The 21,091-nt window shown below is 37.3% G+C and carries 19 protein-coding genes; 5 read left to right on the top strand and 14 right to left on the bottom strand.

What is annotated here, in order from left to right; all coding sequences use genetic code 11:
- The first annotated feature begins 42 nt into the window (after positions 1 to 42).
- Positions 43 to 396, top strand: coding sequence for a VanZ family protein (locus H5092_RS01105; protein ID WP_002958754.1), 354 nt, complete (start codon positions 43 to 45; stop codon positions 394 to 396).
- Complete coding sequence (locus H5092_RS01110; protein ID WP_182732744.1) at positions 389 to 1,291, top strand: ketopantoate reductase family protein; 903 nt, start codon at positions 389 to 391, stop codon at positions 1,289 to 1,291. The genes H5092_RS01105 and H5092_RS01110 overlap by 8 nt, the downstream gene beginning before the upstream one ends.
- Positions 1,292 to 1,316: 25 nt before the next feature.
- Here H5092_RS01110 and thiI read toward each other — a convergent pair whose 3' ends face one another.
- A complete protein-coding gene (thiI, locus tag H5092_RS01115) occupies positions 1,317 to 2,774 on the bottom strand; it encodes a tRNA uracil 4-sulfurtransferase ThiI (RefSeq protein WP_024595947.1) in 1,458 nt (485 codons plus the stop codon).
- Positions 2,775 to 3,149: 375 nt separating this feature from the next.
- Positions 3,150 to 3,815, bottom strand: a complete 666-nt coding sequence (locus H5092_RS01120) for a TetR/AcrR family transcriptional regulator (RefSeq protein WP_165744837.1) — start codon at positions 3,813 to 3,815, stop codon at positions 3,150 to 3,152.
- Positions 3,816 to 4,013: 198 nt separating this feature from the next.
- Between H5092_RS01120 and coaD the strand changes: the two genes are divergently transcribed.
- Positions 4,014 to 4,505, top strand: coding sequence for a pantetheine-phosphate adenylyltransferase (coaD, locus tag H5092_RS01125; protein WP_182716086.1), 492 nt, complete (start codon positions 4,014 to 4,016; stop codon positions 4,503 to 4,505).
- Between the two features lie 32 nt (positions 4,506 to 4,537).
- Here coaD and H5092_RS01130 read toward each other — a convergent pair whose 3' ends face one another.
- From H5092_RS01130 to argC, 10 genes are all read right to left on the bottom strand, one after another.
- On the bottom strand, positions 4,538 to 5,056 hold the full coding sequence (locus H5092_RS01130) for a hypothetical protein (RefSeq protein WP_182732745.1): 519 nt from the start codon (positions 5,054 to 5,056) through the stop codon (positions 4,538 to 4,540).
- A 1-nt stretch (position 5,057) separates the two neighbouring features.
- Entirely contained in the window at positions 5,058 to 5,585 is a 528-nt protein-coding gene (locus tag H5092_RS01135; protein ID WP_182732746.1) for a hypothetical protein, read from the bottom strand.
- Between the two features lie 503 nt (positions 5,586 to 6,088).
- Positions 6,089 to 6,613 carry a hypothetical protein gene (locus H5092_RS01140; protein ID WP_182695710.1) on the bottom strand — a complete coding sequence of 175 codons (525 nt, stop codon included), beginning with the start codon at positions 6,611 to 6,613 and terminating at the stop codon, positions 6,089 to 6,091.
- A 964-nt stretch (positions 6,614 to 7,577) separates the two neighbouring features.
- Entirely contained in the window at positions 7,578 to 8,111 is a 534-nt protein-coding gene (locus H5092_RS01145; RefSeq protein ID WP_182732747.1) for a hypothetical protein, read from the bottom strand.
- Between the two features lie 16 nt (positions 8,112 to 8,127).
- Entirely contained in the window at positions 8,128 to 8,325 is a 198-nt protein-coding gene (locus tag H5092_RS01150; protein ID WP_182732748.1) for a hypothetical protein, read from the bottom strand.
- Positions 8,326 to 8,584: 259 nt separating this feature from the next.
- Positions 8,585 to 10,450 (bottom strand): argininosuccinate lyase, encoded by a 1,866-nt coding sequence (argH, locus tag H5092_RS01155; RefSeq protein WP_149602222.1) that lies wholly within the window; start codon positions 10,448 to 10,450, stop codon positions 8,585 to 8,587.
- A gap of 51 nt (positions 10,451 to 10,501) precedes the next feature.
- Positions 10,502 to 11,704 (bottom strand): argininosuccinate synthase, encoded by a 1,203-nt coding sequence (locus tag H5092_RS01160; protein ID WP_154903484.1) that lies wholly within the window; start codon positions 11,702 to 11,704, stop codon positions 10,502 to 10,504.
- A complete protein-coding gene (locus tag H5092_RS01165; RefSeq protein ID WP_002958764.1) occupies positions 11,701 to 12,633 on the bottom strand; it encodes an ornithine carbamoyltransferase in 933 nt (310 codons plus the stop codon). The genes H5092_RS01160 and H5092_RS01165 overlap by 4 nt, the downstream gene beginning before the upstream one ends.
- A 7-nt stretch (positions 12,634 to 12,640) precedes the next feature.
- Complete coding sequence (gene argB, locus H5092_RS01170) at positions 12,641 to 13,408, bottom strand: acetylglutamate kinase (RefSeq protein WP_002958765.1); 768 nt, start codon at positions 13,406 to 13,408, stop codon at positions 12,641 to 12,643.
- Entirely contained in the window at positions 13,409 to 14,419 is a 1,011-nt protein-coding gene (gene argC, locus H5092_RS01175; protein WP_024596072.1) for an N-acetyl-gamma-glutamyl-phosphate reductase, read from the bottom strand.
- 224 nt (positions 14,420 to 14,643) lie between these two features.
- On the opposite strand from argC, the gene argE reads away from it, so the two are divergent.
- Complete coding sequence (gene argE, locus H5092_RS01180; protein WP_149602219.1) at positions 14,644 to 15,792, top strand: acetylornithine deacetylase; 1,149 nt, start codon at positions 14,644 to 14,646, stop codon at positions 15,790 to 15,792.
- A gap of 53 nt (positions 15,793 to 15,845) precedes the next feature.
- On the opposite strand, the gene H5092_RS01185 is transcribed toward argE, so the two are convergent.
- Together H5092_RS01185 and radA are read right to left on the bottom strand one after the other, a co-directional pair.
- On the bottom strand, positions 15,846 to 16,778 hold the full coding sequence (locus H5092_RS01185; protein ID WP_002958768.1) for a hypothetical protein: 933 nt from the start codon (positions 16,776 to 16,778) through the stop codon (positions 15,846 to 15,848).
- A 75-nt stretch (positions 16,779 to 16,853) separates the two neighbouring features.
- Complete coding sequence (radA, locus tag H5092_RS01190) at positions 16,854 to 18,239, bottom strand: DNA repair protein RadA (protein WP_002958769.1); 1,386 nt, start codon at positions 18,237 to 18,239, stop codon at positions 16,854 to 16,856.
- A gap of 363 nt (positions 18,240 to 18,602) precedes the next feature.
- On the opposite strand from radA, the gene H5092_RS01195 reads away from it, so the two are divergent.
- On the top strand, positions 18,603 to 21,080 hold the full coding sequence (locus H5092_RS01195) for a PilZ domain-containing protein (protein ID WP_182721392.1): 2,478 nt from the start codon (positions 18,603 to 18,605) through the stop codon (positions 21,078 to 21,080).
- Positions 21,081 to 21,091 lie beyond the last annotated feature (11 nt).

Genomic DNA, 21,091 nt, shown 5'->3' on the forward strand with positions numbered 1-21,091 from the left:
GATATACTTGCGCCTCTTTTTTAAGCGATTTTAGGATTTGTCGTGACAAGGCGTGTTTATCAAGCAGTTTTTTTAATCAGCATAGTGGCTTTCACCTTTTTATTTGCTAAAGAAATAAAAGGTGGCGTTGTAAATTTATTCCCTCATGTTGATAAAGTCGCCCATTTTGGGATTTTTTTTATATTAGCCATAATAATGGATAAGGCTTTTAAGCTTCCTTTATATGCTCAAATACTCTTATTAGCAGGCTATGGCGCCTCGATAGAAATAATGCAAGACGCACTTCCTTATAGGCAAGCATCACTTGGTGATTTTTTTGCTGATTTTGCAGGTGCTGCAAGCTACTTTTTACTTAGAGTAATTTTTACACCTCGAAAAAAGAACCCACATGGCTAATATTTTAATCGTTGGCGATGGCGCTATTGGCTTATTGCTGAGCCACTTTTTGAGCGCATCGCATAATGTCAGTGTTTTAACTCGTAAAAACCCAACAAACACCCGCTTTTACAGCAGAGCTAAGGGTGCATCAAAAAAAATTAACGCAAAATTTATTTCATTAAATCAGTTAGATAAAGCAACTGAATTTGATGTAATTTTATTTACCGTTAAAGCTTTTCAAGTGCTTGATGCGTTTTCTCAAATAAAGCCATTTTTACCGACACATTGCTCTGTTGTACTTTCGCATAATGGAATGGGCAACGTTGATGAGATAAATAACCAGCTAAACACCCATCAAGCACTCTACTTTTTAACGACAAGCATAGCGGGCTTTAAATCAAACCAATATATTGTGCAACACACAGGTGAAGGACAAAGCATTATTGGTGGCTGTAATGAGCTTGCACTTCAAAATAGCGCGCCAATAGCTGATATTTTTAAAGTAATACCCAACCTAAAGTTTACTAATAACATTCAGCAGCTTCGTTTTGAAAAGCTACTCGTCAATATTGCCATTAATCCATTAAGCGCTTTAAGTAATGTAAAAAATGGCGAATTACGTGCACCTAAGTACAATACAATAATTTTTAATGCACTCACTGAAGCATGCAATATTGCAAAGGCTCAAGGGCTTAATATCCCATTAATTAAAGCTCTCAATACCGCTTATAAAATAATGGAGTTAACCGCAAATAATTACTCATCAATGCAGCAAGATATAGCTCACAATAGAGAAACTGAAATATCAGCTATATGTGGCTATATTAGCCAACAAGGTAAACTTTACAGTATTCCAACGCCTTACAACGATGAGTTGTTAGTCAAAATTCAGGCAAAAAAAAGCGTGGTATAAACCACGCTTATATAAGCTTTTAACTTTACGGGCGATAAACTTTTACAGTTTCAAAGCCCTGTTCGTGCAGCATAAGTGCCTGTAGTTGGCTCATTACGCCTCTATCACAATATAAATAGTAGTCAGTGTCTTTTGGTAAATCACCAAACTTAGTAGCTAAACGGAAGAACGGCAAATGCACCACTTCAACACCATCGATTACAAGCGGTGCAGCTTCTTCTTCTTCTGGTGAGCGAATATCAATTACTACAGAGCCTGCAGGTAAATCAGCAACCGACTCAGCCTCTTTTAGCTCTTGCTTTGCTTCTACGTCAATATCGCGTACATCCATTATGCGCGCGTTATTTACTACGGTATCTAGCACATCAAAATCGAACTTTTCTTCTTCGGCTTCTATTACTTCAATTTTGGCTTTAACTGTCGGTTTTTTAGAAATAACACCACAATATTCAGGCATCGTTTCAGCCATTTCAGCTGTACCAATTTGGCGAGCAAGATTAATAATTTCTTGTTTATCATTTTGAATTAGCGGGCGTAAAATAAGCGTTTCAGTAACGCGGTCAATCACGCTTAAGTTCGCTAATGTTTGACTAGATACTTGGCCAATACTTTCACCAGTGACAAGCGCCTGAATGTTTAACTTTTCAGCCACTACACTTCCAGCTCGCATCATCATACGTTTAAGCACAACACCCATTTGGCTGTTTTCAACGTTTTCTAGAATTTCAGCAACAACAGGTTCAAAATCAACTGTTATAAATTTCACTTTATGTGTTGAGCTGTATTTTTTCCATAAAAAATAGCTCGCTTGCTTAACACCAATCTCGTGCGCTGCGCCACCTAGATTAAAGAATAAAAAGTGCGTACGTGCGCCCTTACGAATCATTTGGTAACTTGCTACGCCAGAGTCAAAACCACCCGACATAAGTGAAAGCACGTCTTCTTGCGTTGGTAGTGGAAAGCCCGCCATACCAAAATGCGTTTGCGAAACAATATAAGCTTTATCGTCTTTTACTTCTAAGCGTATTGTTACTTCTGGACGGCTAAGCTTAACGCTTGCGCCTTCAATATGTTGATTTAGCCCACCACCAACATAACGCTCTAAATCAGTCGAGGTAAAGTCGTGTTGGCCTATACGCTTAGCACGCACACAAAAAGTTTTACCCACAATTGTGTGACCCACTAACGCTATTGTTTTTTGATAGATATCATCGAGAGTTTCAAATTGCGTCTCAGTTACTTCAATAAACTGAACGATACCAGGTATGCGTTTAAGGCTGTCGATAAAATCAAGGCGAACTTGTGCATCTTCAAGCTTTGTAACAACTGAAATATTATCCCAGTTATTTCTTACTTGTACTTTTTCGTCAAGACGTCGCAATACAATTTTAATGTTATTTTCTAACACTTTAGTAAAGCGTTTACGGACCGAACGGCTTTTGATGGCTATTTCAGGATGTAGTTTGACGATAAATTTAAGCATAGTTCACTCTTAGACTGCGGGAATTCGCGCTCCCAGGCATTTGGCGCGCGATTATAGCAAAAAATTCAGCGTCTAGGAAACAACCAATAATTATCGACTAAGCAACCGCGAGGGCCGGTTTATCTTTGGAGGTTAAATTTGCAGCAGTGTGTTTGGTATTTAAGCAAGGCAGAGCCTATGTAGCGTGGTTATTCCCTATAAATAGGCGATAACGTAGCATAAATGCTAAACATACGCTGCTCGAAGGATTCTGCCTTAGGGCAATTAACTCTTTGTTGCCTACATAGATTTAGTCAGTAAGGTAACGCAGGAGCAGTTACCCTACTGGCTTACAAATCTCGCATCGCGATTTAATCGCTCCTAGATTGAAAAATTTTAATCTTGAAGGGTCACAGCCCCTAAGGCTTGTTGTGCTAACTCGGTGTATTTTTCGCGTAGCAGGTTCATTTTATCAATGCTTTTATCGGTACTGTACGCTCTAAATAATGTAAGTACTTTTAAAATACCGTGATATATATCTTGCTCAGCAAGGGTACCGCTTGGCCTACGAGCCTTAATATAAGGCGTCCAAAAGCTAACAGTTAACTTTAGTGTATGGGCCAAATCAATCACATCTTGCTCATCAATAGCAATCATTTCACTATCGCGAAGACCTAGAATAATTTTGCGAACTTGCTCTAATAACTCTAACTGAAAATCAATGTAAGCTTGTTTAAGCTCAGTGTCTCTGGCGAGTATATCGCCAAGATTGTCGTAAAAAAAATGGTAACGCCACATCAATTCAAATAACGAATCTAAATAAGCCGTTAAATGATTAAATGCATCATCATCTTTATTAATAGGTTTAAAGTGAGTATTTAAATGATCGCGATACAACGCAAAAATATGACGGATAATGTCTTCTTTATTTTTAAAATGATAATAAAGATTACCCGGGCTCATCCCTAAGTTCGATGCAATATGATTTGTCGTTATTGCACGCTCACCATTTTCATTAAACAACAAAATACTGGTGTGTATTATTTTATCCTTGGTATTCATATGCTAATACTCAAATTATCTATAGGCTACATTACACTCAAAAGAGGTAAACAGTATAAACAAATATGAATCATTAAAACACTCAAACCTTGGACTGACCTGTTCAAAGAAAGTAAGTGTTTATATGCTCTATTCGCTAGGCTGCTTTGTAGCATAAACACTGTTAAACTAGCGCTAAAATCATAAATAGTGAACATTATGAAAGTTATTGCAATTTACCCCGGCACCTTTGATCCACTAACCAATGGTCATACAGATCTTATTCAACGTGCAGCTAAAATGTTTGATACTGTATTAGTTGCGGTTGCGAACAACCCAAGTAAAAAACCCTGTTTTAGCCTTGAAGAACGTGTTGAACTTGCAAACTCTATTTTAAGTCACTTAGATAATGTTAAGGTCATTGGTTTCTCTGGCTTATTGGCTGACCTTGCGCGCGACCACAATGCTAATGTGCTTATTCGTGGTATTAGGGCTGTATCTGATTTTGACTATGAATTTCAATTAGCTAACATGAACCGCCGTCTGAATCCTGATTTAGAAAGTGTATTTTTAACACCCGCAGAGCGAAATTCATTTATTTCATCAACGCTCGTTAAAGAAGTAGCACGTCACAATGGTGATGTAAGCGAGTTTGTAGACCCTGTAATTGTCAAAGCGCTAAAAACTAAATTGGGCTGTGGTGCCCAATAACACTTCCCGAATTAGCGCATAACTTGTATGCGCTAATTCGGCTTTTGTATAGATGATGATTTTAATTTTTTAATTAACCAAACAAGTTTTAGCAAATCTTTATTGATAATTAATATTAGTGCCATCGTAATATCAATAATAGGCATAAGAAAACCATACAGCATCCACAGCCACCAAAAGTCCCAATTGCCATAAAGAGTATTATCAATATACATGCTCATAAACAGTGAGGCATTGATACCAAGCCCTACAATAAGATAATAAAATCCGTACGGTATTTTGCGTCCTAAAAAAATACGCCACATAAAAATAACGGCAATTGTTAGTACATCAAATATAAACATCTTTAAATGCGGAGCTGCAGTAGTTATGTCCATAAATAAACTAGATGTGTACGAAGCCATCATAATAAAGCTAAGGTGAACTCGGCTTTTATCTTGCTTATTAATGGCAATTGATAGAGTGAACAAAAAAGCAAAAACAAAAAGCCATGTAATAAGTATTCCAAAATACACGTTAATTGAATTTAATTGCCAAAATAGATCCTCCATTCTATTCAACCTTTTGATGATTGCTTTTTCTACGATTAAGCAAATACCGTTTTAATGAAACCAAACCTAAAAAGTCTTTATTAATTAGGAGAACTAAAAGCATCGTTAAATCAAAAATTATTTGCCCTATTGCATATAAGGCCCAAAACCACCAGTAGTCTAAATTTCCTAAAACAATACTGTCGTAGTGCATTCCAAAAAAAACAAATGCGTTAAAGCTAAGTCCGACTAAAAGATAATAAAAGGCTACGGGGAGATTTTTACTAAAGTATATCCGCCATATAATCAGAAAAAATATAGTTACGATATCAAATATAAAAAGGGTCAAATGGGGTGTGTTGCTCAAGGGATCCATAAAAATACTAGAGGTGTAAGATACCATCATAATGAATGCAAGCTGTGTGCAGCTTTTGTCAGACTTGTTAATGCTTGCAGACAAATTATATAAAAAAGCGAGTACAAAAGACCATGTAGTAAAAATGGTTATATAGTCGTATAAACCAGCCAGCTGCCATAAAAAATCAAGCATTGCGTGACCTTTTAAATTTTTCAGTTAAAAATTTAGTAAGCTTAACTAGACCTAAAAAATCTTTGTTAAAGATAAGCGCTAATGGCATTATCAAATCTGTAAAGTACATACCAAATACATAAACGTTCCAAAACCACCAATAATATAGAGTACCTAAAATCTCTATATCGTAATGCATAGCTAAAAATAAAGATGCGTTAATACTCAAACCAAAAACAAGATAATAAAATGCGTTAGGAATTGGGCCACAACTGCAGTACCGAAACGTAAAAATAATAATTAGAGTTACAATATCGAAGTAAAAATAGTTTAAGTGAGACACTATAACCATATCGAACAGTGTACTTAAGGTATACGAAATCATCATAATACCAGAAAGGTACATTGTATTTTTATAGGGACTGTTTATGCTTGCTGACAAATTATAAAGAAATGCAATTACAAAGAACCATGTAATAAATATACCTACATAATCTCTAATCGCTACCAGATCCCACAGTATTTCAGCCATCATGCCCCTTTATGAATTTATTATTTCGCAACCACCCTTTTAGTTTATACAAACCTAAAATATCCTTATTGATGATTAATACCAATGCCATTGTAAAGTCGACAAAATACATTCCAAAAATATAAACTGTCCAAAACCACCAATAGTAAAGAGTACCTGCAATTTCAATATCGTAATGCATACCTAAAAATAAACATGCATTAATAAAAAGCCCTACAATTAAATAGTCAAAAGCAATTGGTACTAATTTTTTATATATAAATCGCCAAAGTATCAGGGCGCTAATAGTAGCAAGATCATAATAGAAGTAATTTAGGTGAGGATTTTCAATCAGTGGATCCATAAAAAGACTAGATATATATGAAACCATCATTATAAATGAAAGATGCGCTCTACTTTTATCATTTTTATTAATACTCGCTGATAGATTATATAAAAATGCGATTAGGAAGAACCATGTAAATAGTATTGCTACGTTGTATCCTAAATCTACCAGACCCCAAAGTATATCAGCCACTACTTCTATTCCTTTTCATAATACTATTGTGGAACCATATTTTAATTGCAGCTAAAGCTAAAAAATCTTTGTTTATAAAAAATATAGCTAGCATCATAAAGTCGGCTAAATTAACAACAATTGAATAAAAAAACCAAAACCACCAAGGTTCGTAATTATTAAAAACTGACACATCTATATACATACCAAGAAATAATGATGAGTTTATAATCAACCCTAACAACAAGTAGATCGATATAAGATTTTCAATAATGAACAACCTTAAAATAATAATGGCGAAAATAGTTGTTATATCAAACAAAAAGAGCTGAAGATACGATATGTGTTGTATATCTATAAACAGGCTTGAGGAGTAAGAAATTGACATAACAAATGATAACCATACAGCTTCTTTTCTAGGTTTGTTAATACTTATAACTAATGAGTACAAAAAAGCCATTAAAAAGCCCCACTGTACAAATGCACCTATGTAAAAAGAAATGGCTGGATTAACTAGAATATTATCCATTATTTTTGAGATTTTTGTTGAATACTAGTGACAGAATCATTAAAACATCGAACATATTTACACCAACAGAATAAACACTCCAATACCACCAAGGCTCATAGTTATACAAGACGTATAGATCGTAATGTAATATTAAGGTAAGCACAGCATTTATTATTAACGCAAAGATGATGAAGTGAAAAGCCATAGAGCGGTGAAGTACTTTAAAGTACTCTAAAATTAATAAAGCTAAAATAGTAACAAAATCGTAGAGCATCGAGTTTAAATATAAACCTTCTAATAAGTCTATATAACCACTAGAAACATATGAGCAGAGCATAAGCGCAGATAAATAAACAGGAGACTTATTTTCTTTATTTATCGTAGAGGTCAAACAATACAGAAAGGCCATTAAAAAGCCCCACTGAGTGAAGGCTTGTACATAAACCATTAGGGGTTCAGTAACGTACATTTGAGCTAGGTTACTTTGTTGGTATCGTTTGACTTGAAGTAGTTGATAGTTTTATTTTTTAATTTATGAAGACCGAGAAAGTCTCTATCGATAATTAATACAACAATCATAACTAGATCTATAAAGTTCACTGTATATGTATAAACTTCCCAAAAAAGCCATGGTTCTTTATTTTTTAATATATATATATCTAAATACATGCAAAAAAAGAAGGTTGAATTTATCGATAATCCAGTAACTAAATATAAAAAGGATGGTGTTGTTATCCTTATGGCTTTATGGGCAAATATTAGAGCTAAAATGGTGACGATATCATAAATAGCCCAATCTAAGTATATTGAGTTTTTTATGGATAACCATGTAAAGACTAAATCTGATAAAGTATAAGATACCATCATTATAAACGAACTGAGTAATAGAGTTGTTTTTCTTTTGACATCTAATGTGTATACAAAAACATTAAAAAGGAATGCCATTAAAAATCCCCACATCAAAAAAGCTGACAAAGAGAACAACCCAAAAAACTCAGTTAACAACATTTAAAACCTTAAATTATCATCTTGGTTTAACTACAATGATGGGTGCGCCATTACGTTGTAAATCAGCACTCGCAGCTTTCATACCATCTTGAGAGAAGCTTACTGTATCAGATTGCAGGGTTTTAGGGCTAGCAGTTTGTTCCATTGCAGGCTTTAATTGTTGTGTTTTGTTGTATGCTTGCATTTGTAATTGGCTATTAGCTGAAACTTGCATGTGATTGATCCTTGTAAAAGTTTTAATTATATTTGGTGCAACTTTTAACCACATTATTATGTAGATAAATGCATTACCTGTTTTAAGCAGTGATAGCTATTTTGCTACCTATCTTATACATAGCAATCAATGTGCCAACTTTTTTTGACACATTAAAATTCACTCAAAAAATATAACCCAACCAAACAACTCCGACCAGTTTACTGCAAATATAAAAAAACGCACAGGGATAACCGTACGTTTTTTGTATCCAGGGAGTTTAAGCTACGTATTTACACGGGATCTCCGCACGTGTACTTAGCTTCAAAATATATTCCATTGCTACTTCGTCACAATTTTCTTTACGAAGGCAAAGTTCACAATCTTTCATTACTTTTTCAGGCAAAGAGTCTTTGCTACAAAAAGTAAAACGTTGTTGTTCAAAAAAATCGGGTACACGGGTCAATACAATAACTCGGTTAAGTGCCAATTTTTTGGCTTTAGCAAGTAGGTGCTCTACAAGCTGTCTACCCTGCCCCGTCACTTTACTTTTTGGGTCTATACCCAATGAGCGTATTTCAGCAAGGCCGGTATCGTAAATGTATAACGATGCACAGCCCGACACTTTTCCATTTATTTCAGTAACTGCAAACTCGTTAATAGAGTGCACCATATCGCTTTTTGCACGAGGTAGGTTTTCGCCTACCGTTGCCCAATGCTGTATAAGTGTGGCTATTGCCTCTACATCATCTAAATTTGCATCACGTACCGTTATTTGCTGTTTTTTTTTGGCTTCTTTAACAGCATTAGTTACTTGCTCAATAGACGTCCCCCCAAGCGCTTGACGCGCTTTTATACACGCATCAATTTCAAGTACTGGGTAAACATCGTCTTCAAATACAGTGTTTACTGATTTGTACTGCTCAAGTGATAGCTCCTCAAGCGTTTTACCTTCGCTAATCGCAAGCTGTACAAGTACACCCACAATGTGATGCCCTTCTCTGAATGGCACACCTTTAGCAACTAAGTAATCAGCAAGCTCGGTGGCATTAGCGTGGCCGCCTTTTGCCGCTGCTAACGTTTTATCGCCATTTACTTTTACGCCTTTAATACATGCTTGCGCCATATGAATACATGCAAGCCATGTTGGCATAGCGTCAAACAGGCCTTCTTTGTCTTCTTGCATATCTTTATTGTATGCAAGTGGCAGTGCCTTTAATGTCATCATCATAGCGCTAAATGCACCAAATACACGTCCGGTTTTACCGCGAATAAGCTCGAGTGCATCAGGATTTTTTTTCTGAGGCATGAGCGATGAGCCTGACGTGACGTTATCAGCAAGCTCTATAAATCCGGCTTCACCCGAATTATAAAAAATCAGATCTTCAGACATACGAGATAAGTGAATCATCGAAATAGACGCACAACTTAAAAGATCTAACACGAAGTCACGATCAGATACGCCATCAAGGCTATTTTTTGTAGCCGCTGTAAAACCTAATCCGTGGGCTAATGCTTGGCGATCAATCGGATAAGCTGTACCAGCTAATGCACCACTGCCTAATGGGCAAAAATTCATGCGCGCTTTAGCATCTTGCAGGCGGCTTTCATCGCGCTCTAGCATTTCTACATACGCCATACACCAGTGGCTAAACAATACTGGTTGTGCGCGCTGTAAATGCGTGTAACCTGGTAATATTGTGCCAAGCTCACGCTCTGCAAGCGCTACAAACTCGCCTTTTAGCTGTGCAATGGCATCTAGTAAATGATCGGCTGTATCACGGCACCATAGTCTAAAATCGGTGGCAACTTGGTCATTACGGCTTCGGCCTGTATGTAATTTTTTAGCTAAATCACCTACTTTTTCAATTAGAGCAGCTTCAACATGTGAATGAATGTCTTCTGCACCTGAAGTAGCAACTGATTGTGGATCAGCTTTAACTTCTTCAAGTAGCTCATTTAATGCAGCAACTAATTTTGTATGCTCATCACTTGAAAGTACATTTACCTGTTCAAGTGCACCAGCCCATGCCACAGAGCCAATAATATCTTGCTCTGCTAACTGGTAGTCAAAGGGAAGAGAGTCGTTAAATTGCTTAAACGCCTCATCTGGACCCGTAGAAAAACGTCCGCCCCATAATGCCATGAAATCTCTCCAAACCCTGTAATGCCCCTTTTATAAGGGGCTATAAATAATTTACTTTTTAGCCAATGCTGAAATTCTGCTTGAAAGCGAGAATAAACGAATAAAGCCTTCAGCGTGTGACTGGTCATACACATCATCTTCGCCAAATGTAGCAAATGCTTCGCTGTATAAGCTATTTGGTGATTGCTTTTGAACCGCAGTTACTTGACCTTTATATAGCTTAAGTACCACTTCACCTGTTGCCACTTTAGAAAGTGCTTCTGCACCAGCTAAAATAGAATCTTTAAGTGGTGTAAACCAACGTCCGTCGTATACTAAATGTGAAAATTCACCACCTAGTACTTCTTTCCATTTACGGCTTGCTTTATCAAGCACTAGCTCGTCAATGGCTTGAAGCGCAGCCATAATTACTGTGCCACCTGGTGTTTCATAACAACCGCGTGACTTCATACCTACTAAACGGTTTTCTACAATATCAACACGTCCAACGCCATGAGGCGATGCAATATCGTTTAATTTAACTAAACAGTCATATGGTTTAAGTTCTTCGCCATTTACAGCAACCACTTCGCCTTCAACAACTTTTAAAGTTACTAGTTCTGCCTTATCTGGTGCTTGCTCTGGAGAGTTAGTCCAAGTCCATACTTGCTCAGTTGGTTGGCACCATGGATCTTCAAGCTCACCACCTTCGTGCGAAATATGCCAAGCGTTAGCATCACGGCTATAAATTTTTGTAGCAGATGCTGAACACGGAATGTCACGCTCTGCTAAGTAATCAAGTAATGATTCACGACTCGATAAGTCCCACTCACGCCATGGCGCAATTACTTTTAAATCTGGAGCAAGGGCTGCAAAACATGATTCAAAACGAACTTGGTCATTACCTTTACCAGTACAACCATGAGAAAGTGCATCAGCACCTACTTTACGTGCAATTTCAACTTGTGCTTTAGCAATAATAGGACGCGCCATAGACGTACCTAGTAAATAAGTACCTTCGTAAATCGAGCCCGTTTTAAGTGTTGGATAAATGTAATCACTTACCATTTCATCTTTTAAATCAACTACGTAACATTCTGAAGCACCTGAAGCGATTGCTTTAGCTTCTACGCCTTCAAGTTCTTCTGCGCCTTGACCTACATCCGCTACAAACGCAACAACTTCACAACCGTAGTTTTCTTTTAACCATGGCACGATAGCCGATGTATCAAGACCACCTGAATAGGCTAAAACGACTTTTTTAATTGAACTCATAGGTGTTCCTTAACAAAATTTGGATTTAGTAATGTAACTAGCAAAGCATTTTGCGCGTGCATGCGATTCTCTGCTTGTTGAATAATTTTCGATGCTGGACCATCCATTACCTCAGAGGTAATTTCAAATTCACGGTGTGCCGGTTGGCAATGTAATACCGTAGTTGCACCGGTTTGATCTAGCAATGCCTGATTTAATTGATAAGGCATATATTTTTCTTTAACTTGCTCAAGCGGTGTTGTATCACCCATTGATACCCATGTATCTGCATATACAACGTTTGCACCAACAGCCGCTTCAACACGGTCACTTACCATCACTGATGCGCCATTCATTGCCGCTATTTGCTCTGCCTTTTTAAGGATTTGCGAATCAGGCGAGCTGCCTTTTGGCGTTACAGCAACAAAATCAGTGCCAAGCGTTGCCGCTAAAAGCATTAATGAATGAGTTACATTGTTGCCCTCACCTAAGTAAGCCACTTTAAGCTCGCTCACATCGCCGTGAACTTCTTGAAGCGTTAAAAAATCAGCAAGCGCTTGGCATGGGTGGTATAAATCACACAAACTATTTACTACCGGTACTGATGCGTATTCACCTAATGTAGTTAATGTGCTGTGCTGATTTACGCGTGCAACAATACCATCGGCCCAAGTAGAAATATTAAGTGCGAAATCTTTAATTGATTCACGTGCACCCATAGCGCCATTTTGCTGATCTAAATAAACTGCATGGCCACCAAGGCGGTTAATACCTATATCAAACGATAAGCGAGTACGTAAACTTTGTTTTTCAAACAATGTTACGATTGATTTTCCCGCTAATACATTGCTGTATTTTTCTGGTTTTGCTTTTATATCTTGCGCTAACTTTAATAAATTAAGTGCGCCTTCTTGGTCTAACTCTAAACCCGTTAAAAAATTCTCAAACATAATAAACCTATGGTGTAATCTTAGTTCCGACATGCTCGCCTTGTAGCAGAGCAGTTAAATTTTCTGGCTTTTGCCAGCTGGAAATATACACACCGCGTCGTAAATGTTGGGCAGCGTGAAGGCTGGTCTTAACTTTGACCTCCATCCCGCCCACAATTACTCCATTTGTAATTAAAGTATCAATGTGTTTTGTGTCAAGTTGATGTAACGGCTGTTTATTTTCATCAAGCACTGCTTCAACATCCGTCATAAAAATAAGCTCGGCATTTAAGTTACTAGCAATAGCCGCTGCTGCTTCATCTGCATTTACGTTGTACCAAAGCCCTTGCTCATCAAAGCCTATAGAGCTAACAATGGGTAGGCGACCGATTTTAAGTAAATCATTAACAATAGAATCGTCGTTGCTTTTACATTTACCCACCAAGCAAAGCGCTTTTAGCTTTTGAGTGGCAGTAACACCTGCCTCAAAAAGACTTAAGCCGACAGGCTTGTGCCCAGCACTAATAGCTTGAGTCATTAATTGTTTATTAGCGCAACCTGCAAGCGCACCCACTATATAAGGCATTTGCTCTGCTGGGCTAATACGTAATCCTTGGTGTTTAGCACTGGCAAAACCCGCTTGTTTTAACCATGTATCAACTAAAGCGCCACCGCCATGTACAATCACAAACTCATCATTTGTTTGCTCATTTAATACATCAAACAACGCTTTTGCTGCATTTTCTGTATTAAGTACTGCACCACCTAGTTTAATTACCCACGTTTTTTTACTCATTTAAAACGCTCCTTTTAAACCAGTGGTATGATCTAAATTCATAGAAATATTAATACACTGCAAAGCTTGTCCAGCAGCGCCTTTTAATAAGTTATCAATAGCAGACATCACAATTAACTGCGTTCCTTGTTGCTGCCAGCCAATATCAACAAATGGCTGCTTAGCTACACCTTTAATTGAAGGTACTTTATCGCCTAATAAACGAATTAATGGCTCGCTCGAAAGTACTTGATAAGCCGATGCAACGTTTTCCTTGGTAACGCCTGGCTTAAGCTGTACATAAATAGTTTCTAAAATACCGCGCGGAAAATTACCTAGATGCGGTGTAAACAACACTTTGTGGCCAAGGTGTTGTTCAATTTCAGGGCCGTGGCGATGGTTAAACAAACCATAAGGTGCAAGCGACACTTCACAAAAATGCGTTCCTACACTGGCTTTACGCCCTGCGCCTGTAACGCCCGAAACCGCATTAATAATAATACTTTCGCTGCTTAATAAGCCTGCTTGCTTAAGCGGTTTTAGCGCATTAAGCGCTGCTGTTGGGTAACAGCCTGCAACAGCAATTAGCTTTGCATTAGCGATAGCATCATGGTTCCACTCAGCTAGACCGTAAGCCGCTTCATTTAAAAGCTCTGGATGTTGATGCTCAAAACCATAGTAAGTAACGTAGTCGTCATTGCTTGCTAAACGATAGCCACCAGATAAATCAAATACCTTTTTACCCATAGCTAAAAATTGCGGCGCTAGATCAACACTTACTTTGTGATCGGTACATAAGCATACGTAATCAGCATCACTTTGAATGTCATCAAAAGCTGATACGCTAAGAGGAAGTAAAGGGCAGTCTAGTAAGCCAAGGTGCTCTGGGTATAAATCACTTAGCAATTTATTTTTATCTAAGCTACCCTCAGATACATAACAGCCTGTTAAAGTTAAGTTTGGATGCTTAGCAACTAAACTTGCTAACTCTGCGCCGCTGTATCCGCTTGCGCCAATAATCACTACATTCATTTGTTACTCGTTATCTTAAAATTAATTACTACTTATCTATAATGTTCGCTTAAACTAGCTTAGACGCTAATTAAGTCTTTTTTATTAATGAATTTTGATTATCGTCGCATTATTTTCATGGCGTTACTTTTAATATATTTATGCTTAAAAAGTGAATTGATATTCATCATAAATACTTTTATATTGTTATGCAATTAAATTGAATAATAATTTTGGATTTTTTTATGCCTTTGCCTTCGTTTATTTCCATGTACCAACAATTGATTGCAGCCCCTTCTATTAGTGCTATTGAAGACAACCTGTGTATGAGCAATAAAAACGTAATTGAACTCCTAGCCAGTTGGTGCGAAACAATCGGTTTTACGTGTGAAATTATAGAATTAGAAGGAGGTAAAGGGCGCTATAATTTATTAGCAAAACGCGGAGAAGGTGATGGCGGATTAATGCTAGCTGGTCATACCGACACAGTGCCTTTTGATGACAGTCGTTGGAATCATAATCCATTTAAACTTACCGAACTCGATAACAAATTGTATGGGCTAGGAAGTATTGATATGAAAGGTTTTTTTGCTTTTGTATTACAAGCGATTAGTGAACTTGATGAAAAGCAGCAAACTCAGCCTATTTTAATCCTTGCCACCGCCGACGAAGAAACAACGATGGCTGGTGCACAACAAATATGTAAGCACCCGAATTTAAAACCTGCGCGTTGTATAATAGGCGAACCTACTGATATGACGCCAGTATTTATGCACAAAGGCCATATGAGTACAGCAATAAGAGTGGTTGGTCGCTCTGGGCATAGCTCCGATCCCGAACGTGGTCTTAACGCCATTGAAGTAATGCATAAAGTGATTACAAAATTGATGATCTTAAAAGAACAATTAAAGCATAAGTATTCAATAAACCACTTCGAAATCCCTTATCCAACATTAAACTTAGGTAATATTCATGGCGGCGATAACGCGAATAGAATTTGTGGTTGCTGTGAAATGCATATAGATATGCGCCCATTACCAGGTTTAAGTGTACAAGAACTACAAGCATTAGTACTCGATGCAACGAAAGAGATAAATCAGCAATACCCAAATGCGGTGAGCGTTATTGATTTACATGAACCAATACCGGCATTTAGTGGGAGCACCGACAGTGCTTTAGTAAAAATGGCTGAAAAAATAGCGGGGCAAAAAGCGGTCGCAGTAAATTACTGCACTGAAGCGCCGTTTATCCAGCAACTCGGTTGTGAAACGATTGTAATGGGCCCAGGCTCAATTAACCAAGCACACCAGCCTGATGAATTTTTAGCGATGGAAAAAATAAAACCATCACAACAAATAATCACTGATCTTATAAAAGCAAATTGCTTTAGCTAATAAGATTACAATAAAGGCGCCAATTGGCGCCTTTATTAATACAGAACTAAGGCCTAATCACCTTTAACTTCTAAGTTAATAAACTTAACTAGTTCTTCAGGTTGCCCTACTAGCATCATAACTTGTTGGTTAATTTCCATCATAGTTTTACCTTCAGGTAGCTTTGCAGACACACTGAATGAATTTAAACCTTTCGCAAAGCTAGTTAAAGCCTCTGCAATATCTTCAGTTACAGGAGCTTGTTGTAACTGTTGCTCTAGCGTCATTTCCATTTGCTCAAGCGTCATACCTTGCTTTTCAAGCTCGCTTGATAGTAAATCTTTTAATTTACCTTGGTTATTTAAGGCAAAGCTAACATTACGCGGCTCTAATTTACTCATTGCTTGCATAACAAGTGTTTGCTGCTGTAATTCTTGTTCATACGTCAGCGGTTGATCACCCGCTTCTTGCTGCGCCTTACTAATAGCCAATGAAGCATCCATTAACGCTTTTGAATTAGCTAAACCCATATCCATATTAAAACTAACAATGTCTTTTGCATCAAGCTTAACTACTACATCACTATTGCCAGACTCTTCATCGTAATCAAGTGATGAATGTAAGTCGTAACTTGCCGACGCTAACATTTCGTTTGTATCAGCTGGTAATTTTGATACGAAGCTTTTATCAAACTGAAAGCTTTTTACATCAAATGATGTATGTGGTGATATTTTATCCGGCTCGTAGCCAGTTATTTCAATGCTTTGAATATTAGCAACATTGTCACCTTCAGGGCTTATTACTTCCATGTTTGTTATTTCTACACTCTTTGAAATAACACTTGCCGATAAACCAGCGTATTTAAATGTAGCGCCAGTTTGCTCGCTTACTAAAGCAAGTTGCTTATCTACTTCTGCACGCACTTCTTGAGTTGCTACGTAGTTTGCGTAACTAACACCACCCACGCCTGCGGCCACAAGAGCTGCAACTATAACTAATTTTTTCATGTCATTTCCTTATTTAATTCTTTCTATAAAGTGTCTCAACTTAAGAGTAACACTGAAGAACATCACCGATAAGTGTTAATTAATCAAACTAAGTAACTCATGTACGGTTTTTACAGGGGTAATTTTAGCGCCTAGCCCTTCCATCGATTTATGGTAATTGCGAAATGGAATATATATTTCTGTAAAACCATGTTGTGCAGCCTCTTTAACACGCGGTACACCACTGTCTATTGGGCGTACATCGCCGTTTAAGCTAAGTTCTCCCATAATACACGTGGTACGAGGTACAACAAATTCGTTTAAACTGCTAAGTAACGCGGTTACTAATGCTAAATCGATGCAGGTTTCTGTCTCATCAATTCTTAAACCACCCACAATATTAAAAAACGTATCGTGAAATATTTTAGTTTTAGTATGCTTACGTAATATACCGGTCAGCATTTTTATACGATTCATATTTAAACCAACACAAACACGCTGCGGAAATTCAGCTTCTGTTTCGGTAGTTAAACATTGAATCTCAAGCAATAAATTACGATTCCCTTTACGAATACAGGTAATAGTAGAGCCAGGTGAGTCGGTGGTTGAACCCGATAAAAATATTTCACTTGGATTATCAACGCTTAACATTCCACGTTCACACATTTTAAAAATGCCAACAGTATCAATATCACCAAAGCGGTTTTTATTTGCCCTAAGGGTTCGTATTTGCCCATCGTTGGTATCTATGTGTAAAAGCGCATCAACAATATGTACAAGTGTTTGAGGGCCTGCTATTTCGTTATTTTTATTTACGTGAGCAATAATGAACATGGTTACATCATTTTGCTTACAGTACTGAGTTAATGCTTGGGCGGCGCTTTTTACCTGCGAAGGCGAACCTGGGCTACCATTTGCCGTATCGGTTACAACAGCTTGAATAGAGTCAATAACAGCAAACTTAATTTTATTTTTCTCGAGCTCTTCGATGATGGTTTCAACGCTCGTTTCTGAAAGTAAATAAAGCTCGTCCGGGTTATAGTTTAACTTTAAACGATTTACCCTGTTTTTAAACTGCGATAAAGATTCTTCTGCCGTACAGTAAAGTGACGGCATCCGTTGTGACATTCTCGCCACTAGGTCAGATAGCAAAGTTGTCTTACCCGCCCCCGGATCGCCGGAAATTATATTAACAGAGCCAGTAGTCACCCCGCCGCTTAGTACGCGATCAAGCTCGCCGATTTCAGTTAGCTGCTTTTCAGCCTCTGATGTAGCAATATCATTGATTTTTTTAGAGCCACCACCAACACCACCAGCATAACCACCAACGTTTGCTCGTATTGATGCTTTTTTACTGTGCCCTGCGGAAGGCTTAAATTCCGCTAATGTGTTCCACGCACCGCAGCGACATTGACCCTGCCAACGTTGATAGTTCATGCCACATTCGGTACAAACAAATTCTACTTTTGCCGCTTTAGCCATTGATCACTTTACCTACTATTCTTTAATTAAAAAAATTCTTACTATTAAGCGCTTATTTTGCCATTTCAGGCATTTACTTAGCAACAAACTCTTGCCTGCTTAAAAATCTAGCGTCACAATCAATAAATACACATGGTGTTTCTTTTTAGCTATAATTTAGGGCATACTTTTTGCTTTGTAATAGTTTAAAGTAACTTGCCAATAAAATGGCAAATAACACATACATAACAAGAGCTAAACAGTAGTAACTCAAATAATTGTACCTATATTAATAACATAGCGCGATTTAACGTTTATTGAACTTCTAATAAATGGACTTAACAGTATACCTACTTTTTCAATTAGACGGTGATGGTTTTATAAATGGCTGATGACATAATGCTCAAACACGAAGACCTCGTGAATGAGTTAAAAACATATTTAGGCAACGCTAAATTTGATCTAATTTTCAAATCAAAAACCGCAGGGTTAACTAAACCTGAGCAATTTTTAATGAAAATGGAAATGTCGCGTTTATCTCAGCCAGTGGCACGTTTTGTTGATCTTCGCGGATTAGTGACAGGCCAAGTAAAACCATATGAGCATAACGGCAAGCAACACTTTATGGATGACACAGCCATTGAAGTGTTTGAAAAAGCGCTTAAACAACATGGTGAATACACCTTAGCTGTTTACGAAGCCGTAATGAATACAGAAAATAACCACCGCGTATTACAAAAACAAGCAGCCGAAAAATCAGAGTTACAAGAGTTAGAAAATAACTTAAACACTGAAGTAATTAAGTTTGCCTCTTACGAGAGCCGCCGTGAAGAACGGATGAATTACTCAATAAAAGTAACGATTGATTACAAAGATAAAAAGAACATTGCTGCTAGCACCTCAGATATATCTTTAAGCGGTTGTAAAGTTAAGCTTGCAACGCGCTACTCTATAAAAAAAGGCGAACTCATCGCAATGCGCTTAGTAGGCCTTGAGCAAGACTTTGAACTTGGCCTAAAAAACGGTATTCAATACGAAGTTGTTGCAGTAGAAAATATCTCTCGTGAATTTAATCACATCCGCTTAAAGCGCACTTATATAGAAAACAACGATGCCTTTAATGACTTTTTAGAAAGTTTTATTCATGGTAATAAGCGTCGTTATAAAGTAAATCTAGATAATACGCTCGATGCTGTAGTATCAAAGGGGTATGAGCAGTACTACATTCCTCGCGTAACGTCTTTATATGTGTTTTTAAGTAAAAAAGATGAGCAATATTACCCAAGCCTTAGCCTTACCACTGAAAATAATATTTTTATTCAGCGCTACTTTACCGATGAAAGAAAAATACCGTGTTTGTACAATATACTTAATCATCAGCGTATTACACAATTACTAACTCAAATTACCGCAGTAAAAGAAGATTACCTCTATACATTTACACATATATCATCAGGTAAAATTTATTACTACTCAGCGACGCGTACAGAGTTAAATAACAACCCTAAATTACGTGATCTATTTTTAGGTTTTGGTAGCCAAAAAGAGAGCTGGCAGTGCTTTAAAATACAAGTAATGCCAAGTCATCCAGATGATTCTTTTATACCGCTTTCACTACCTAATAGTGCCGGTGAAAATATAGAAAAATTAAATAAGCCACCTTCACCTCGTGTAAAAGGCCTTATAAAAGATGTTAAGTATATTGTTGTACTTACAAATATTGGCAATAAAGCTGAACAAGCAAATTATAAACAACTTACTTTTGATAAAGCATTAGTAAATCAGCTTAAGCACTTTGGCCACGCAAAACACAAAACACCACCCTACTTAGATATTGTGCCACTTGAATACGTAAATTTACGCTCGCATAAGCGCTATCTTTATAAAACACCAGTTAGTGTCACTATTAATGATGAAGTATTTAACGGCTATACACGTGACTTTTCGGTAATGGGTTTGCAGTTAGAGTGCGAACAACCTGCCACATTTAAAAAAGGCGATATAGTACTTTTAGCATTCCCTGAACTTCAAAAAATAACTAAAAAGCATAAGCTTAGTGAACTAAAGTACGAAGTAATGGCCATCAGTAAGTCATTTACTACTATTAACCTAAAAGCAAATCGTATTGCTGATTTACCCCATGCTGGCGTGACCTTTTTCACTCAGCTAATAGAAGGTAATAAAGACAAACTTAAAGTATCTGAAGAAGCACCTAAAGTAGAAGGCTTATCTACCGCACTTAGAAATATGGTTACAAAAAGCGTTTGCCAATTTCCGCTATATTTACACAAAGAAGCTGCACACTTTAAAACCGGCGCAATTGGATATGGATTATACGCCAGCCCTATTCACGTAATTTTGCAAAACTTTGGTTTATTAAGTAACAAAACTGACTTTTCGAGCATTCTGACTGAAGAGCAAATTATTAATGTAATAACACCAAATATTAAAGATCGCAGCCGCCAAGATGCACCACTTGCTTTTACACTTGCTATTAACTTCGATCCTCGAAAAGGCAGTATTGAAGAGGCTATTGTTAGCCAATGCGCTTTAGGTGAAGACTACTCAAGTTTTTATAAACAAATTAGTAAAGGTATTACATCGCAACTTATATTCGTAATGCGTTTGTATATATCGCGCACAGGTCGCCCCGATACTGATTATCTTTCTAATGAGCTAAAATACGTAAGTCAGTACGCAATGCACAAAGCTAAAGATTTAGAAGAAGCCTTATGGGCCGTAGCTGGTGTGGGTGATGTAGTAGATATAACTGAAGAAGCGCTAAGCCATTTAGAACTAAAAAAAGAGCAAGTAGCACAAATGAGCCGCCGTAAGCTTATTTGGTTAAACCGCTTACGTTAAGCGGTTTAACT

This window comes from Pseudoalteromonas sp. SR41-7 (assembly GCF_014163935.1).
GTDB classification, from domain to species: domain Bacteria; phylum Pseudomonadota; class Gammaproteobacteria; order Enterobacterales; family Alteromonadaceae; genus Pseudoalteromonas; species Pseudoalteromonas distincta.

Bases quoted from the DNA above. Each gene is read 5' to 3' on its own strand.
- H5092_RS01110 (WP_182732744.1), top strand. From the start codon at position 389: ATGGCTAATATTTTAATCGTTGGCGATGGCGCTATTGGCTTATTGCTG.
- thiI (WP_024595947.1), bottom strand. From the start codon at position 2,774: ATGCTTAAATTTATCGTCAAACTACATCCTGAAATAGCCATCAAAAGC.
- H5092_RS01120 (WP_165744837.1), bottom strand. From the start codon at position 3,815: ATGAATACCAAGGATAAAATAATACACACCAGTATTTTGTTGTTTAAT.
- coaD (WP_182716086.1), top strand. From the start codon at position 4,014: ATGAAAGTTATTGCAATTTACCCCGGCACCTTTGATCCACTAACCAAT.
- H5092_RS01130 (WP_182732745.1), bottom strand. From the start codon at position 5,056: ATGGAGGATCTATTTTGGCAATTAAATTCAATTAACGTGTATTTTGGA.
- H5092_RS01135 (WP_182732746.1), bottom strand. From the start codon at position 5,585: ATGCTTGATTTTTTATGGCAGCTGGCTGGTTTATACGACTATATAACC.
- H5092_RS01145 (WP_182732747.1), bottom strand. From the start codon at position 8,111: ATGTTGTTAACTGAGTTTTTTGGGTTGTTCTCTTTGTCAGCTTTTTTG.
- H5092_RS01150 (WP_182732748.1), bottom strand. From the start codon at position 8,325: ATGCAAGTTTCAGCTAATAGCCAATTACAAATGCAAGCATACAACAAA.
- argH (WP_149602222.1), bottom strand. From the start codon at position 10,450: ATGGCATTATGGGGCGGACGTTTTTCTACGGGTCCAGATGAGGCGTTT.
- H5092_RS01160 (WP_154903484.1), bottom strand. From the start codon at position 11,704: ATGAGTTCAATTAAAAAAGTCGTTTTAGCCTATTCAGGTGGTCTTGAT.
- H5092_RS01165 (WP_002958764.1), bottom strand. From the start codon at position 12,633: ATGTTTGAGAATTTTTTAACGGGTTTAGAGTTAGACCAAGAAGGCGCA.
- argB (WP_002958765.1), bottom strand. From the start codon at position 13,408: ATGAGTAAAAAAACGTGGGTAATTAAACTAGGTGGTGCAGTACTTAAT.
- argC (WP_024596072.1), bottom strand. From the start codon at position 14,419: ATGAATGTAGTGATTATTGGCGCAAGCGGATACAGCGGCGCAGAGTTA.
- argE (WP_149602219.1), top strand. From the start codon at position 14,644: ATGCCTTTGCCTTCGTTTATTTCCATGTACCAACAATTGATTGCAGCC.
- H5092_RS01185 (WP_002958768.1), bottom strand. From the start codon at position 16,778: ATGAAAAAATTAGTTATAGTTGCAGCTCTTGTGGCCGCAGGCGTGGGT.
- radA (WP_002958769.1), bottom strand. From the start codon at position 18,239: ATGGCTAAAGCGGCAAAAGTAGAATTTGTTTGTACCGAATGTGGCATG.
- H5092_RS01195 (WP_182721392.1), top strand. From the start codon at position 18,603: ATGGCTGATGACATAATGCTCAAACACGAAGACCTCGTGAATGAGTTA.